At 65.3% G+C, this 15041-nt stretch carries 16 protein-coding genes; 7 read left to right on the top strand and 9 right to left on the bottom strand.

Annotated features, from left to right (window positions below; all coding sequences use genetic code 11):
* Nucleotides 1-10: 10 nt before the first annotated feature.
* The 3 genes from gloA to RBB39_RS08070 form a co-directional block, all read right to left on the bottom strand.
* Nucleotides 11-553 carry a lactoylglutathione lyase gene (gloA, locus tag RBB39_RS08080; RefSeq protein WP_045995063.1) on the bottom strand — a complete coding sequence of 181 codons (543 nt, stop codon included), beginning with the start codon at nt 551-553 and terminating at the stop codon, nt 11-13.
* Between the two features lie 43 nt (nt 554-596).
* The gene (locus RBB39_RS08075; protein ID WP_157033148.1) at nt 597-2180 is read right to left on the bottom strand and encodes a GMC family oxidoreductase; all 1584 of its coding nucleotides are present in this window, start codon (nt 2178-2180) and stop codon (nt 597-599) included.
* Between the two features lie 124 nt (nt 2181-2304).
* Nucleotides 2305-2871 carry a tat (twin-arginine translocation) pathway signal sequence gene (locus RBB39_RS08070; protein ID WP_045995064.1) on the bottom strand — a complete coding sequence of 189 codons (567 nt, stop codon included), beginning with the start codon at nt 2869-2871 and terminating at the stop codon, nt 2305-2307.
* Between the two features lie 213 nt (nt 2872-3084).
* Between RBB39_RS08070 and RBB39_RS08065 the strand changes: the two genes are divergently transcribed.
* Complete coding sequence (locus RBB39_RS08065; protein ID WP_083970678.1) at nt 3085-3453, top strand: ribbon-helix-helix domain-containing protein; 369 nt, start codon at nt 3085-3087, stop codon at nt 3451-3453.
* A gap of 216 nt (nt 3454-3669) precedes the next feature.
* Entirely contained in the window at nt 3670-5178 is a 1509-nt protein-coding gene (locus RBB39_RS08060) for a sodium:alanine symporter family protein (RefSeq protein ID WP_045995065.1), read from the top strand.
* Between the two features lie 143 nt (nt 5179-5321).
* Here the strand turns inward: RBB39_RS08060 and RBB39_RS08055 are convergent, their stop codons facing one another.
* Nucleotides 5322-6239 carry a LysR substrate-binding domain-containing protein gene (locus RBB39_RS08055; protein ID WP_045995066.1) on the bottom strand — a complete coding sequence of 306 codons (918 nt, stop codon included), beginning with the start codon at nt 6237-6239 and terminating at the stop codon, nt 5322-5324.
* Nucleotides 6240-6391: 152 nt separating this feature from the next.
* Between RBB39_RS08055 and RBB39_RS08050 the strand changes: the two genes are divergently transcribed.
* The 3 genes from RBB39_RS08050 (at nt 6392) to RBB39_RS08040 (ending at nt 9098) form a co-directional block, all read left to right on the top strand.
* Complete coding sequence (locus RBB39_RS08050; RefSeq protein ID WP_124803977.1) at nt 6392-7276, top strand: pirin family protein; 885 nt, start codon at nt 6392-6394, stop codon at nt 7274-7276.
* Between the two features lie 158 nt (nt 7277-7434).
* Entirely contained in the window at nt 7435-8058 is a 624-nt protein-coding gene (gene ycaC, locus RBB39_RS08045) for an isochorismate family cysteine hydrolase YcaC (RefSeq protein WP_045995068.1), read from the top strand.
* Nucleotides 8059-8159: 101 nt separating this feature from the next.
* The gene (locus RBB39_RS08040; RefSeq protein WP_045995069.1) at nt 8160-9098 is read left to right on the top strand and encodes a pirin family protein; all 939 of its coding nucleotides are present in this window, start codon (nt 8160-8162) and stop codon (nt 9096-9098) included.
* A gap of 27 nt (nt 9099-9125) precedes the next feature.
* Here the strand turns inward: RBB39_RS08040 and RBB39_RS08035 are convergent, their stop codons facing one another.
* Nucleotides 9126-9464: a hypothetical protein gene (locus RBB39_RS08035; protein WP_045995070.1), complete on the bottom strand. Its 339-nt coding sequence runs from the start codon at nt 9462-9464 to the stop codon at nt 9126-9128.
* A gap of 147 nt (nt 9465-9611) precedes the next feature.
* On the opposite strand from RBB39_RS08035, the gene RBB39_RS08030 reads away from it, so the two are divergent.
* A complete protein-coding gene (locus RBB39_RS08030; protein WP_124803979.1) occupies nt 9612-10196 on the top strand; it encodes an NADPH-dependent FMN reductase in 585 nt (194 codons plus the stop codon).
* Between the two features lie 76 nt (nt 10197-10272).
* On the opposite strand, the gene RBB39_RS08025 is transcribed toward RBB39_RS08030, so the two are convergent.
* The gene (locus RBB39_RS08025) at nt 10273-10662 is read right to left on the bottom strand and encodes an MAPEG family protein (RefSeq protein WP_045995072.1); all 390 of its coding nucleotides are present in this window, start codon (nt 10660-10662) and stop codon (nt 10273-10275) included.
* 125 nt (nt 10663-10787) lie between these two features.
* Between RBB39_RS08025 and RBB39_RS08020 the strand changes: the two genes are divergently transcribed.
* A complete protein-coding gene (locus RBB39_RS08020) occupies nt 10788-11393 on the top strand; it encodes a cytochrome b/b6 domain-containing protein (RefSeq protein ID WP_306169000.1) in 606 nt (201 codons plus the stop codon).
* A 96-nt stretch (nt 11394-11489) separates the two neighbouring features.
* Here RBB39_RS08020 and RBB39_RS08015 read toward each other — a convergent pair whose 3' ends face one another.
* The 3 genes from RBB39_RS08015 to RBB39_RS08005 form a co-directional block, all read right to left on the bottom strand.
* Nucleotides 11490-12980, bottom strand: a complete 1491-nt coding sequence (locus RBB39_RS08015; RefSeq protein WP_045995073.1) for a sodium:solute symporter family protein — start codon at nt 12978-12980, stop codon at nt 11490-11492.
* A 168-nt stretch (nt 12981-13148) separates the two neighbouring features.
* The gene (locus tag RBB39_RS08010) at nt 13149-13541 is read right to left on the bottom strand and encodes a RidA family protein (protein ID WP_045995074.1); all 393 of its coding nucleotides are present in this window, start codon (nt 13539-13541) and stop codon (nt 13149-13151) included.
* Nucleotides 13542-13580: 39 nt separating this feature from the next.
* Nucleotides 13581-15041 carry an amidohydrolase family protein gene (locus RBB39_RS08005; protein WP_045995082.1) on the bottom strand — a complete coding sequence of 487 codons (1461 nt, stop codon included), beginning with the start codon at nt 15039-15041 and terminating at the stop codon, nt 13581-13583.

Genomic DNA, 15041 nt, shown 5'->3' with positions numbered 1-15041 from the left:
GATAACCGCTTCAGGCGTCGCCCATGTTCGCCATCAGGCTCGGCTGCACCACCTCGATCCAGTAGCCGTCCGGGTCCTTGACGAAGACCACGTCCTTCAGCTTGCCCTGCTCGGGGCGCTTGATGAACTCGACGTCGTTTTCATCGAACCAGGCCACCGCCGCGTGCAGATCCGGCACCGCAAAGCAGATATGACCAAAGCCCTGGGGCTCGGCGTTGCCGTCGTGGTAGATCCGCCCTTCCTGCTCCTCGCTGCCCCAGTTGTGGGTAAACTCGAGCAGTCCGCGCTGCTGAAAGGTCCAGGTGGAGCGGGCGGCGGCGTCCTCGGGAACCTGATCATCCGCCTCGAGGTTGGCGAGAAAGTACAGCGAGAACTGCATTTCCTCGAAGTCCAGGCGCCTCAGCACGCTCATGCCGAAGACCCGCGAATAGAACGCCAGGGACACCTCGGGATCCTTGACCCTCAGCATGCTGTGATTGAGGCGAAAACCGCGCGTGGCCTCGGGGGCCGGCTCCACGCCGGGGTGCTGTTCGCCTTGGAAATTGTCGTGCATCTCGGTCTCCTTGGATGAGGGGTCGATTGTCGTTCAGGGGTCGTCAGATCGCCTGCTCGGCCATCTGCTGCGCGATATATTCTGCCTGACGCAGGGCCAGCGAGACGATGGTCAGGGTCGGGTTTTCCGACGCCGAGGTGGTGAACTGACTGCCATCGGAGATGAACAGGTTCGCCACCTCATGGGTCTGGCCGTAGCCGTTGCAGACGCCGTCCTCGGGGCGCTCGCTCATGCGGCAGGTACCCAGGTTGTGGGTCGAGGGATAGGGCGGCACCTCGTAGACATCCCGCGCCCCCACCGATTCGTACAGCGCCTTGCCCTGCTGATACCCGTGCTGCCTCATGGCCACGTCGTTGGGGTGATCGTCGTAGTGCACGTTGGCCACCGGCAGGCCGAAACGATCGGTCACCTCCGGGTTCAGGGTGATGCGGTTGCTGGCCTGGGGCAGATCCTCCCCCACCAGCCACATCCCGGCCATATGATCATACTGGTCCATCGCGCCGGCGAAACGCTCGCCCCAGGCGCCGGGATCGAGGAAGGCAGCCATGAACGGCAGCCCCAGCGACAGCGTCTCCATCTCGTAGCCACCGACAAAGCCCCGCGACGGATCATGGCGCGCCTCATCGGAGATGATGCCGGCCATGGTGGTGCCGCGATACATGTGCACCGGCTCGTCGAAGGTGGCGTAGACCGACCCCGTCATATGGCGCATGTAGTAGCGTCCGACCTTGTCTGCCCCATTGGCAAGCCCCTTGGGGAAACGACTGCTCATGGAATTCAACAACAGCCGCGGCGTCTCGATGGAGTTGCCGGCCACCGCCACCACCCGGGCCTTCTGTCGCTGTTCGCGGCCCTCGCTATCAAAGTAGACCACCGCCTTGGCACGACCCTCGTCGTCATGCTCGATACGCGCCACATGCGACTCGGGCCGCAGCTCCAGGTGTCCGGTGGCGATGCCTCTGGGCAGCTCGGTATAGAGCGTCGACCACTTGGCCTGGGTCTTGCAGCCCTGGAAGCAGAAGCCGCGCTGCTGGCAGGGCGCCCGGCCATCGCGGATCTCGCTGTTGATGGCCATATGGCCGGTGTTGCAGGAATAGCCGAGCTTCTGCGCCCCGGCGTACATCACCTTGAAATTGTTGTTGCCCGGCAGCCCCTTGTTGTCGTGGGTGCGGGTCACCCCCATGCGCGCCTCGGCACGATCGTACCAGGGTGCCAGTTCCTCGTAGGACAGCGGCCAGTCGAGCAGGTCAGCGCCGTCCACCGCGCCATAGTGGCTCAGCGCCTCGAACTCGTGGGGCTGGATGCGCAGGCTGGCACCGGCCCAGTGCACCGTGGTGCCGCCCACCGACTTGACGATCCAGGCCGGCAGGTTGGGAAAGTCCCGTGCCAGCCGCCAGCTTCCCGACGTGGTCCTCGGGTCCAGCCAGGAAAGCTGGTTGAAGGCACCCCACTCGTCGGCCAGAAAGTCCGAGGTGGTGTGCAGCTTGCCCGCTTCCAGTACCACCACGTCGATGCCCTGCTGGGCCAGTTCGTTCGCCAGGGTGCCTCCACCGGCCCCCGAGCCGATCACTACCACCACACTGTCATCGTCCAGCGCAAAGGTCTTCTGACTGTCGGTCATGGCCATGACGACGTCTCCTCATCGGTCCGTATTGTTCGTTGTTGTCTGTTGTTATCTGTAGCTGGCTGTTGTTGTCCGTGGCTGTGGCCAGCTCGCAACGACGCTCGTCTCACCCGGCGCCGCGACAGCGTCAGCCCGGTACTTCATGGGGCAGGTAGCCGCCCTCGGGCCGGGGCGGATCCGGCAGCCAGTCCAGGTCATTGAAGCCCTTCGTCAGGTAGCCGGGATTGCCCGCCTCACCCTCGTAGCCGAAGTGGGCGTAGGCCAGATCGTTGTCATAGAGCGAGACGACGGCGTCGCCGCGCACCAGTTCGAAGAATGGCGAGCCGGCCCGCGCTTCCAGCAAGGCGAAACGCTCGCTCGGCGACAGCGATAGCCAATCACCACCCGCCTCACGGTCGAGCACATCGATACCTTCGGCTACCAGGGCCGCGACCTGGGGATCGGCGGCCTTGGTGTCCAGACTCTTGACCACCAGGGCGTAGACCGCGTCTTCAAGGTCTGGGTGAGGGAAGATGTGACGCGTCATCGCCAGCAGCACCTGGCCCTGGCGACTGGTCAGGGTTTCAAGGGACATGGCCCAGCTACGACTGGGCGCCAGCAGGGCGATGGGACCGGAGGCCATCGCCAGTGTGCCCATCAGCACACCACCGCTGGCCTTGAGAAAGACACGACGAGAAAAAGCGCTACCCTTCATAGCAGGACTCCTTGCCCCAGGCCGTAGAATTCAGATTCGACAAGCGCCACATGCGACACTGCGTCTCTCCAAAGCCTATGTCGCCTCCGCCTACGGCGGGTAACACTGGGGTACTACGTCGACCATGGTCTAATGCTCCTTGACGCAAGAGCCAGGCAGGGTCAGAAGACGGCATCATCGATAACGACCGGACGCCAGCGAGAGGACCACGCCATGTGCCATATGTACGCCTCCACCGACCCTGCCAAGTACGAGTGCACCACCCGTTCCATCCGCCTGCAGGGCTCGGTGACCAGCGTCAGACTGGAAAACGAGTTCTGGGATATCCTCAACGAGATCGCCGCCGGCCAGAATCTGACCACGGTTCAGTTCATCAGCGAGCTGCATCAGGAGGTGATCGAGATCCGGGGTGAGGTGCCTAACCTGGCATCGCTGTTGCGGGTGGCCTGCGCCATCCACCAGCAGAATGCCATTCAGGAGAATGTCATCCAGGGGAATGCCGCCCAACAGAATGTCGCCCAACAGAATGCCGCCCAACCCGCTGTCGAACGCCTGTCTCGGGCATCGCTGGGCATAAACTGAAACGGCGCCGGGTAAAGGGGCTCACCGACACCTCGTTCGGCCTCACATGTCTGGCCTGAGGCGCCATTGAGAACAGCACCTTTCTTGATGCGACTAAAGTCTATATCTTTTTTCTCGAAAACTACGCCTTATCTCAATCTTTTCTCTACGCTCCTTGTCATACGCGGCAATTCGTGAAGAATGGCCTCCGCATTCCTACCCAATGGACAATTTGACATGGATTCCATCGCCACCTGGTTCAACGATGCCGTCTCCGTCGGCAACGGCCTGATCTGGGGTAAACTGCTCGTTTACCTGTTGATCGGCGCCGGTCTCTACTTCACCGTCATGACCCGCGGCATCCAGTTCCGCTTCTTCGGCCATATGTTCGCCCTGCTCAAGGGATCCCGTGATGGCGGCGAGGGCATTTCCTCCTTCCAGGCCCTGTCCACCAGCCTGGCGGCCCGCGTGGGTACCGGCAATCTGGCGGGTGTCGCCGTGGCCATCTATCTGGGCGGCCCCGGCGCCATCTTCTGGATGTGGATGACCGCGCTGGTCGGCATGGCCACCAGCTTCGTCGAGTCCACCCTGGCCCAGGCCTACAAGGTCGACCACGGCGACAAGACCTTCCGCGGCGGCCCGGCCCGCTACATCGAGCGCGGGCTCGGTCAGCGCTGGATGGCCATCGCCTTCTCGATCTGTCTGATCATCGCCTTCGGTCTCGCCTTCAACAGCGTCCAGGCCAACTCCATCGCCCAGGCCATGGAGCAGGCATTCAACATCCCGACCTGGATCGTCGGCATCGCCCTGCTGGTGGGGGTTACCCCGATCATCTTCGGCGGCCTGCGCTCCATCGCCAAGGTGGCGGAGCTGATCGTGCCGCTGATGGCACTGCTCTACCTGATCCTCGCTCTGGTGGTGGTGGCGCTGAATATCGATGAGCTGCCGAGCGCCATCGCGTTGATCTTCAACAGTGCCTTTGGCCTCGAAGAAGCCGCCGGCGGTGCCGTCGGCTACGCCGTGGCCCAGGCCATGATGCAGGGCATCAAGCGCGGCCTGTTCTCCAACGAGGCCGGCATGGGTTCCGCCCCGAACGTGGCCGCCACCGCCAGCACCCGACCGAACCATCCGGCGGCCCAGGGCTTTATCCAGATGCTCGGCGTGTTCTTCGACACCCTGGTGATCTGTACCGCCACCGCCGCGGTGATCATCCTGTCGGAGCCGGCGCTGCAGAGCGGTGATGCGCCCAACGGCATCCAGCTGACCCAGGTCGCGCTGTCCGAGCACGTGGGTGACTGGGGCGGCATGTTCGTGGCCATCGCCATCCTGCTGTTCGCCTTCACCTCGCTGATCGCCAACTACTCCTACGGTGAATCCAACATCGAGTACCTGGCGGGCTCGCGTCGCTCTGCGGGCGCGGTGTTCATCTATCGCCTGGCGGTGCTGGCGATGATCATGATCGGCTCGATCGCCCAGCTCGGCACCATCTGGAACTTCGCCGACCTGTCCATGGGCATGATGGCACTGATCAACCTGACCGCCATCCTGCTGCTCTCGCCGCTGGCCTTCGCCCTGTTCCGCGACTACGAGCGTCAGCTCAAGGCCGGCCAGGAGCCGACCTTCAACCCGGACGAGTTCCCCAAGCTCAAGGGCAAGGTGGACCCAAGCGCCTGGCCGAGCTTGAGCAACAAGGCCTCGCAGGCCTCCTCCTCTGAAGCGCCCAAGGGCAGCGGAAAGGACGCCTGATCAGGCGCTGGACCAGCAAGACCGCAGGGGCCGCTTGAGCCCCGGCACCAACAACGCCACGGCCCATGCCGTGGCGTTGTCGTTTCCGACGGCCGGACACGGGCCGTCTCGTCAGGCCAGGCACCGTTGCGCCCCGATCGTCCCTACGCCCTGGGCAGCGGCGCGTCCTCCTCGTCCAGGGCACCGTCGAGAAAGTCGAGCAGTGCCCGTACCGACGGTAACTGTCCGCGGCGGCTGGGGTAGACCGCGTGGATCAGTCCGGCCCGAGGCTCCCAGCCCGGCAACACGTCCACCAGACGCCCGGCGCACAGATCGGCGCCCGCGGCCACCAACGGCAAGCGTGCCACCCCCTGGCCATCGAGCACCGCCCGGTGCAAGAGCCCCACGTCGTCGGTCACCAGCCGAGGCCGATGCTCGATGATTCGCTCCTCGCCGCCGGGACCGTCCAGGCGCCAGCGATGGCGCCGGTCCGGTTCCTCGAAGTCGAGACTGGGCCAATCGCTCAAGGCTTGCGGCGCTTCCGGCATCCCCAGGCGCGCCACCAGATCCGGTGATGCCAGCAGCCGCTGGGGGCTGCGCGACAGCCTGCGCATCACCAGTTCGCTGTCTTCCAGCGGCGGATAGCGTACCCGGATCGCCAGATCGAAACCTTCTCGCACCACGTCGACGCGGCGACTGGTCGCCACCACGTCCAGGTCGATGCGGGGGCAGCGACGCAGGAACTCGGAAAACAGCGGCGTGAACAAGGTGGCGAGAAGGCTCGGCGGACAGCTCAGGCGAATGCGCCCGCGCGGTTCGGCCTGGTGGCGCTCGACCACCTCCACCGCCGCCTCGGCCTGCCACAGCATGGCCTGGCAATGCTGATAGAAGGCCTGGCCCAGTTCCGTGACCACAAACTGACGGGTGGAACGCTGAATCAGGCGGGTATCGAGGCGTGCCTCCAGCGCCGCGATACGTCGGCTGAGCCGTGACTTGGGCAGCCCCAGGGCGCGGCCCGCCGGAGCAAAACCGCCGTGGTCCACCACCTTGACGAAATAGAAGAAGTCGTTGAGATCCTGCACGGCTCGGGTCCTGTCGAGGGTGATTAAGCGCACCATCGTTCCACATATGCAACGATGCGTCCGAATTTTGCCTACTACCGCCTACATCGTCTCGATTCTATGCTGTCACCATGACGGATCGCCAACGATCCTTCCATGACAGGAGGTGTCCCATGAAGACCATCAACGCCGTACACGCTGCCCCTCGCGGTCACTGGGTGGGCGACGGCTTCCCGGTGCGCTCGCTGTTCAGCTACGACCGCCTTGGCGCCGAGCGCATCAGCCCCTTTCTGCTGCTGGACCACGCCGGGCCTCACCACTTCGCGCCCAGCGAGCAAAAGCGTGGCGTCGGCGTGCACCCCCATCGGGGCTTCGAGACGGTGACCTTCGTGCATCGCGGCGAGGTCAGCCACCGCGATTCCTCCGGCGGGGGCGGCACCATCGGCCCGGGCGACGTTCAGTGGATGACCGCAGGCGACGGCATCCTCCACGAGGAGTTTCACTCCGAGGACTTCACTCGCCAGGGCGGCGACCTGGAGATGGTCCAGCTGTGGGTCAATCTGCCGGCGCGCCACAAGACGACCCCGGCGGCCTACCAGAAGCTGACCCGTGACGAGATCCCGGTGGTGACACTGCCGGGCGAGGCGGGCCAGCTCAGGGTGGTGGCCGGCGAGTACCTGGAGGCACGTGGCCCGGCGCGGACCTTTACCCCGATCAACGCCTGGAAGCTGGCATTGAACGAGGACGCTGAAACGACCTTGTCGCTACCCAACGGGCACACTAGCCTTCTGGTAGTGCTCGACGGCACCCTGCTGGTACAGGATCAGGAGGTCGTGCGCGGTGGCAGCGTGGTCGAGCTGTCCCGCGATGGCGAGACGCTGGCCCTGGCCGCCAACACCGCCGCCCGGCTGCTGGTGCTGACCGGTGAACCGATCGACGAGCCGGTGGTAGGTCATGGCCCCTTCGTGATGAACAGCGAGGCCGAGATCCACGCCTCCATCGACGCATTTCGGCGTGGCCGGTTTGGCCGACTCGATACCCAGAGTGTCGGCAGCTAGAAACAGGTTGCTGGCGGCTAGGCGTCTGCCCCTGCCGACTCACCCCTTCTCAATGCTTGGCAACTTCCCGGCGGCAGTCGCCGCCGGGACCCCACCTCCAGGCTGGATGCCGGAGGCATCTCCCAAGGAAGGTTTCCCCTGACAGGAGGAGAAACCCCATGACTCGCCCCTATGTTCGTCTCGACAAGGATGACGTCACCGTACTATTGGTCGACCACCAGGCCGGCCTCTTGTCGCTGGTGCGCGACTTCGAGCCCGACGCCTTCAAGAACAACGTGCTGGCCCTGGCCGACATGGCGAAGTTCTTCGAGCTGCCGACCATCCTGACTACCAGCTTCGAGGACGGCCCCAACGGCCCCATGGTCCCCGAACTCAAGGAGATGTTCCCGGACGCCCCCTATATCGCTCGCCCCGGCCAGATCAACGCCTGGGACAACGAGGAATTCGTCGCCGCCATCGAGAAGACGGGACGCAAGCAGCTGCTGATCGCCGGAGTGGTCACCGAGGTCTGCGTGGCCTTTCCGGTGCTGTCGGCCATCGAGGCCGGCTACGACGTCTTCGTCGTCACCGACGCCTCCGGCACCTTCAACCCGGTGACCCGCGAGGCCGCCTGGGATCGCATGAGCCAGGCCGGCGCCCAGTTGATGACATGGTTCGGGGTGGGTGGCGAGCTGCATCGCGACTGGCGCAACGACATCGAAGGCTTCGGTGGCCTGTTGGCGTCCCACCTGCCGGCCTACTCCAACCTGATGCAGAGCTATTCGCAGCAGACCCAAGGGTGAGCTTCAGGCCTGGGCGTACTGCGCCCAGGTCTTGTTCTTTCTGTCGATCCCAGCCAGGTACAGCCAAACCAGGTCTAGCCATAACCGCCCAGGAGGCCACCATGAGCCTGCACGAAACGCCCCATCGCCCATCATCTTCTTTGGACTGCCCGGTGGTCGATGGACGCCGTTGTATCCAGCGCATCGGTTCCCGGGAGGCCGACGTCGGCGGCCTGCCGATCCACCGCGTACTGCCCACCCGCGAGCGCCGCCTGATCGGCGCCTGGTGCTTTCTCGACCACGCCGGCCCCAGCATCCTGCGCGAGGGCCAGGCCATGCGGGTCGGCCCCCACCCCCACACCAGCCTGCAGACCTTCACCTGGATGCTTTCCGGCGAGGTCCACCACCGGGATAGCCTGGGCAGCGACCAGGTGATCCGACCGGGTGAGGTCAACCTGATGACCGCCGGCCACGGCATCAGCCATACCGAAGAGAGCCTGGCGGAAACCGACAGCCTGCACGCCGCCCAGCTATGGATCGCCCTGCCCCAGGACAAGGCCGACACCGCGCCACGCTTTGATCACTACGCCGAGCTGCCGCGCTGGCGCCGCGACGGCGCCGACTTCACCCTGCTGATCGGTGAAGCCGAAGGCCACCACGCCCCCACCCTGAGCTTTTCGCCGCTGGTGGGACTCGACGTTCAGGCCAGTGACACCACGAAGCTGGCGGTGCCCCTGCGTCCTGACTTCGAATACGGCGTGCTGGTGCTGGAAGGCGGCCTCGAGCTGGATGACGAGGCCTTCGCGGTGGACGAGCTGGGGTATCTCGGACGTGGGCGAGACAGCCTCGAGATGTCGCTGTCGGCGGGCAGCCGGATCCTGTTGATCGGCGGCGAGCCGATGCAGGACGAGATCCTGATCTGGTGGAACTTCGTTGGCCATTCGCGGGAAGCGATCATCCAGGCCCAGCACGATTGGGAAGCCGCCAGCGAGCGCTTTGGTGACATCCCCCAGTGGCAGGGAGCACGCCTGGAGGCGCCACCGCTGCCCTGGTCTTCCTGAAGGCCGCCTTGCCGACAGGCAAGGCATTCATCCAGACACCTTGTCCTCCTGCGCGTTCAGGCTGGCCCACCAGTCGGCGTAGGAGCTGTTGTGGGGTGCGCGTCCGGACTCATCCTCGGCGCCGTCGGACCACCACACCGGGCCACGCTCGCCCAGCGCCTCCTTGGCTGCCTGGACCTGGCGGCGCGCGGCCTTGAGCGCGTCGTCATCGTCGACCTTGTTGGCCTCCTTGACCGCGCGTCGGGCCGCCATCAGCGCCTTGACGTGGCGCTTGCGGGTGTCCTCGTCCAGGCCGGGATCGGTGCAGCGCCAGAGACGATTGCGGGCAACAAAGTAGCGCCCATCCGGCGTTGTGGGGTACTTCACATCGTCCTCCTTCTGCCATCTTGATGCGATATGTTGCAGGATGAATGCACAAGATCGGCGTTGGCAATGGCTGACAGAGCGTGCGCCATTGGCTATTGGTCCATGCCTTGCCCTTTTGCACTTCCGTTCACACCGCAGGAGAACCCCATGAGCGATACCCGCCCCCGTATCCTGGTCTTTGCCGGCAGCGCCCGGGAGGATTCCTTCAACAAGCGTCTGGCCAGACTGATGGCACAGCGCATCGACGCCCTTGGTGGTCAGGCCACCTTTGTCGACCTGCGTGACTTTCCCATGCCGATCTACGACGGCGACCTGGAGGCCGGCGAGGGTCTTCCCGAGCACGCCAGCCGCCTCAAGCGGATGTTCATGGAGCATCAGGGCCTCGCCATCGCCTCCCCGGAGTACAACGGCTTCATCACACCGCTTCTGAAGAACACCATCGACTGGGTCTCGCGCCCCGACGGCGACCTGGGCGCCCTAGAGCCCTACCAGCACAAGGTGGCGGCCATCGTCGGCGCCTCACCCGGCGGGCTGGGCGGGCTACGCGCCCTGCCGCTGCTGCGTCAGCTCTTGAGCAACATCGGCGTCACGGTACTGCCGGACCAGCTTGCAGTAGGCGGCGCCGGCAGCGCCTTCCATGAAGACGGCAGCCTGGCCGACGAAGGCAAGGCCAAGGCGCTGGACAACATTTGCCAGCGCCTGGTCACCACCCTGGCGCAGTCGTCACAATGACCGTCGTCGGCCCCTGACGGTCAAAGGGCTGAACGCCGGCGGACAACCGCCCGCCACCGGTCTCGTTTCAGGGCGGCTACCACAACGCTCCGATCATGATCGTCAGACACGCCAGCATGCCGATGGCGAAGACGATGGAGCGGGTCCACTGCCAGTTCAGGGCGTAGGCCAGCGGGTGGAGCAGACGTGAGGTGAGAAAGACCAGCGCCGGCACGTCGAGGCTTTCAAGCTCCACCCCTGCGCCGATGGCCACCACCGCGGTGGTGGCGTAGATGATCAGCGCCTCCCAGGCGTTGGACTGGGCCGCCTGCAGCCGCGCACCGACGCCTTCAAGACGCGCCTGCTGGGCACGCGGCTGGCGATTGTCCAGGTGGCCGAACTGGCGCACACGCCAGGCGGCGCCGATCCAGGCCAGCAGGATCGGCAGCAGGGAGGCAACAAAGAGGGTGACGAGAAAGATCGACATGGGAGGCTCCGAGGGCGAATTGTCCCCAGCATGGCACAGGGAATGGCTGACAGGCGAAGGGCCAGGCGTCAGCATGGCGGTAGTTGCCTGACACCGGGCAATACCGCATCCCCGAGGTTTCCTTCATGCCAGCGAGCCGAGCCCACGACGTCAACCACGCCCCCGATGTCCACCCTGCCCGTCATGCCGTGACCAGCCGCGCCCTGCACGCCTCGCTGGCGTTGACCATCGGTCATCTCTACCTCACTGCTTACGGGCGCAAGTGGGTGACCACCCAGCTCGAGTCGGCCAACTGGTACCTGCTGGTGGTCCACGTCAACCTGGGGCTTTTGAGTGTGGCGCTGTCGCTCGGGCTGTTGGCGGCCCACCTGTGGCTGCCGCAGCCGCCACCCCTGGGTCTGCCACGGGTGACTCGCCTCGCCCACTGTGGCCTGCTCGCCGTGCTCCTGGCGCTGCCCGTGGCGGCCTATATCGGTACCGGCTTCGACCTCAGGGTGCTGGGCCAGTGGACACTGCCCGCGTTTCAGCGCCTGCCATTGGCAGACTCGCTCGCGGCCCTGCTCGAGGTGCCGTTGATCACCCTGATGGAGCCGTTTGGCCGCTTTCATCGGGACTGGGGCGCCGATCTGCTGCTGCCTTGCCTGCTTGGTGGCCATATCGTGGCAGCACTGTTTCACCATCTTGTGTTGAAGGACGGCGCCCTTGGCCGAATATGGTCACTGCGCCGTTGAGCGGCGCCCCATGCTCCTCGCCACCGCGGCAGACATGCGAAGAAGCCCGCGCAGTCACCTGCGCGGGCTTTTGTGCTTCGGCCTGGAGAGCGGTCTTCAGGCCTTGGCGGGCCCCTTGCGCAGCGGCACGTCCGGCACCGCCTCCATGCGCTCGCGCTCTTCGGTGATCAGCTCGAGTGCCTGGTCTTCGCTGAGCTCGGAAGCCGGGGTAAACAGACTGACCACAATACCGGCGGCCATGGCCAGGCCCACCGCCGGGATGCTCGGGTTGCCCCAGTACTCACTCCAGCTCTCCACCGAGATGACCGTCAGCGAGGTGGCGGACGCCACCACCAGCGAGGCAATCGCGCCCTGCCAGTTGTAGCGCGGCCAGAAGCGGCCCAGCACGCCGCACACGAACATGCCCGCCAGCACGGTCGCCACCATCTTGGTGATGTAGGCGATCACGTTGTCGGAGGTCAGGGCGAAGGCCAGCGCCAGGCCAATGGTGCCCACCAGGCCGACCCGCGACAGCATGACCACACTCTTGGCCGACGGCGCGCGGCCCTTGACCAGCACGTAGAGATCGCGGATCAGGGTGGTGACACCGGCGATGGCGTCACTGCTGGCGCTGGACATGGTCGCCGACAGACCGGCCACCAGCAGCAGCAGGCCCAGCCACAGCGGCAGTACTTCGGTGGCCAGATACGGGAAGGCGAAGTTGCTGTTTTCCAGGTTGGGGTTGAGGGCGTAGGTCGCCATGCCGATGATCGCCGGCACGATGGAGAACAGCATGTAAAGGCAGCCGGTCACCAGGAAGGAGCGGCGCACCGAGCCCACCGAGGCGCCGGAGTAGATGCGCTGGCGGAAGGACGGGGTCGCCAGCACGCCGACGGCGATCACCGTAATCAGCGACAGGGCGGGCACCAGGCCGACCTTGTCGATGGCCAGGAAGCTGGTCGCCGCGGCGTCCATGGAGGCGGTCATCTCGGAGAAGCCGCCCACCTCGACCACGGCCACCGCCGCCATCAAAAAGAAGCCGACAAACAGCACGATGGCCTGCACGGTGTCGGTCCAGACCACCGCCATGTAGCCGCCGATGACGCAGTAGACACCGAAGCCCAGGGCCACCACCATCTTGGCCTGCCAGGCGGGGATATCCGCCATCCACGCCAGATACAGGCCGCCACCGAGGATATGGGCGCCGAGCCAGCCGATACAGGCGACGTAGATGAACAATGCCACGACATTGCGCACCAGGCGGTTGGCCCCGACGTAGAACGACAACTCTTCGCTCATGGTCATGAAGCGGTAGCGGCGCACACCGGCGAAACACAGCGCCAGCAGCAGCACCCCGATCGAACCACCCAGACCATAGAGTGCGCCGCCCCAGCCGTTGGCGTAGCCGAAGCCTACCGCCCCCATGCTGGAACCTGTTCCCACCATGGTGGCCACGGTGGTACCGATGGTCAGGAATATCGGTACGCTGCGCCCGCCAAGGAGGAAGTCATCGCCGGTGCCGCGATCGTTCCGCGACATCCACCAGCCGAAGCCGATCATCAGGACGATGTAGACGCAAAAGGTAGCAAGGAAAAGATGACTGTTCATACAGACCTCTTATACTTGTCGTCTCGGTCGTTGCCGCGATCGAGACAGTGAACGTGAACGTTTGCTGTGCCTGGCGTCGGGTCCTTGCCGGGATCCGGCGCCTTCCTGTCGCTACGATGCGGGCATCCCTGCCCCGGTCGAGTTGCCACTCGACGCAATATCCCTGGTTTAAGCGCGGTCGGCGCGGTAGCAGGTCAGGTCCACCTCGACCTTGCAGTCCACCACCAGATCCTGAACGCTGCAGATGCGCGCCGGCGGGTGATCCTTGAAGTACTCGGCGAACACCTTGTTGAACGACTGGAAGTAGCGCGAGTCAGTCAGCACGGCGGTGACGTGGACCACGTCCTCGATGTCGTAGCCCGCCTCGCGGGCGATGGTCAGGGCATTCTCGAAGGCCAGTCGGCTCTGCTCGACGATGCCGCCTTCCACCACTTCTCCATCGGTCATCGGGGTCTGACCGGACACCTTCAGCCAGCCGCCGGCTTCCACCGCGCGGGAGAAGGGAAGTTTCTGACCGCCGGTACCGACGCCGCCTTCGGCGCCATAACGCTTGATCGTCATGTCAATGTCTCCTGATAAAGGCTGATGCAATAAACGTGGCTAGAGTGGCGTGGCCGCAAGGCGCACGCTTCGGCGCAACATGCGCCCGGATCGTTGGCCCGACGCCTGACCGTTGGCGTAGGCCGTCGTGCCGTTGACCAGCACCCGAAGGATGCCGCTGGCGGGCGTCTTCGGCTGGTCATAGGTGGCGCTATCTTCCAGTCGTTCGAGATCCAAAAGGACCAGATCGGCGAAGGCGCCTGGACGAATCACACCGCGGTCTTCCAGGCCAAAGGTGGCGGCGGAAAGACCGGTCATCTTGCGTACCGCCTCGGCCGGCGGCATCAGTGCCAGGTCGCGGCTGTAGTGGGCCAGCACGCGGGGAAAGGCGCCCCACAGTCGCGGGTGCGGATGCGGGTCATTGGGTAGGCCGTCGGAGCCGACCATGGTCAAGGGGTGCGCCAGCACCTGGCGCATGTCGTCCTCGCTCATGTTGTGATAGACCGCGCCGGCGGGTTGCAGGCGCCTGGCCGCGTCCATCAGCGACAGCCCCCAGTCGGCGGCGATGTCGGCCAGCGGCCGACGCGCCTGCTCCGGATGCGGCTTCGACCAGGTGATGGTGATGTCGATCTCGTCGGTGACCTGCCCCAGATCCAGGGTCGAGGAACCGGCGGTATAGGGGTAGCAGTCGCAGTGAACACGCTGGCGGCTGGCGGCGTCGGTCAACTGCGCCAGGGCCCGTGGCGCCTGGCCCCAGTTACCGGCACCGGCGCACTTCAGGTGCGAGATCACCAGCGGTGCACGGGCTTCGGCGGCGGTGGCAAAGGCCTCGTCCATCGCCTCGGCCTGTGCGGCGAACTCGTCACGCAGGTGGGTGGTGTAGATGCCGCCCGCCTCGCTGACCGCGCGCACCAGGGCACCGACCTCGGCGCTTGGCGCCTGACGGGCGTTGCGATAGGCAAGCCCAGTGCTCATGCCGATGGCCCCCTCGGCCAGCGCCTGTTCCAGAGCAAGGCGCATGGCGGCGATCTCGTCGTCGCGGGCCGGGCGCTCGAAGTCATCCATCACCAGTGAGCGCAGGCTGGTATGCCCCACCAGCGCCGCCACATTGACCGCCGGGCAGGCCGTCGCCACGGCATCGGCGTAGGCAGAGAAGCTGGGATAGGCGAAATCCTCGGCGTCGCCCAGCAGGTTCATCGGGTCGGGCACCTCGCTGCCGCGCAGCCTGACCGGCGAGGCGCTGATGCCGCAGTTGCCGACCACCACCGTGGTCACCCCCTGGCTCAGCTTCGGCAGCATCTCGGGGGTGCGCACCACATTGGTGTCGTCGTGGGTGTGAACGTCGATGAATCCCGGGGTCAGCACCAGCCCCTCGGCCTGCACCACCTCGCTGGCCTCGTGCCCGGCGAGATCCCCCACCGCCACGATACGATCCCCCTTGATCGCGACATCCGCGATGCAGGGATCTGCGCCGGTGCCATCCAGCAGCGTGGCGCGACGAATCAAGAGGTCATGGTGCAT

It is taken from the genome of Halomonas sp. MMSF_3323, from assembly GCF_030733595.1.
GTDB lineage: Bacteria > Pseudomonadota > Gammaproteobacteria > Pseudomonadales > Halomonadaceae > Halomonas > Halomonas litopenaei.
The sequence above is the reverse complement of the archived record's forward strand: the minus strand, read 5'-3'. Positions and strand labels throughout refer to the sequence as shown.

Bases quoted from the DNA above. Each gene is read 5' to 3' on its own strand.
- gloA (WP_045995063.1), bottom strand. From the start codon at position 553: ATGCACGACAATTTCCAAGGCGAACAGCACCCCGGCGTGGAGCCGGCC.
- RBB39_RS08075 (WP_157033148.1), bottom strand. From the start codon at position 2,180: ATGGCCATGACCGACAGTCAGAAGACCTTTGCGCTGGACGATGACAGT.
- RBB39_RS08070 (WP_045995064.1), bottom strand. From the start codon at position 2,871: ATGAAGGGTAGCGCTTTTTCTCGTCGTGTCTTTCTCAAGGCCAGCGGT.
- RBB39_RS08065 (WP_083970678.1), top strand. From the start codon at position 3,085: ATGTGCCATATGTACGCCTCCACCGACCCTGCCAAGTACGAGTGCACC.
- RBB39_RS08060 (WP_045995065.1), top strand. From the start codon at position 3,670: ATGGATTCCATCGCCACCTGGTTCAACGATGCCGTCTCCGTCGGCAAC.
- RBB39_RS08050 (WP_124803977.1), top strand. From the start codon at position 6,392: ATGAAGACCATCAACGCCGTACACGCTGCCCCTCGCGGTCACTGGGTG.
- ycaC (WP_045995068.1), top strand. From the start codon at position 7,435: ATGACTCGCCCCTATGTTCGTCTCGACAAGGATGACGTCACCGTACTA.
- RBB39_RS08040 (WP_045995069.1), top strand. From the start codon at position 8,160: ATGAGCCTGCACGAAACGCCCCATCGCCCATCATCTTCTTTGGACTGC.
- RBB39_RS08030 (WP_124803979.1), top strand. From the start codon at position 9,612: ATGAGCGATACCCGCCCCCGTATCCTGGTCTTTGCCGGCAGCGCCCGG.
- RBB39_RS08025 (WP_045995072.1), bottom strand. From the start codon at position 10,662: ATGTCGATCTTTCTCGTCACCCTCTTTGTTGCCTCCCTGCTGCCGATC.
- RBB39_RS08020 (WP_306169000.1), top strand. From the start codon at position 10,788: ATGCCAGCGAGCCGAGCCCACGACGTCAACCACGCCCCCGATGTCCAC.
- RBB39_RS08015 (WP_045995073.1), bottom strand. From the start codon at position 12,980: ATGAACAGTCATCTTTTCCTTGCTACCTTTTGCGTCTACATCGTCCTG.
- RBB39_RS08010 (WP_045995074.1), bottom strand. From the start codon at position 13,541: ATGACGATCAAGCGTTATGGCGCCGAAGGCGGCGTCGGTACCGGCGGT.
- RBB39_RS08005 (WP_045995082.1), bottom strand. From the start codon at position 15,041: ATGCACCATGACCTCTTGATTCGTCGCGCCACGCTGCTGGATGGCACC.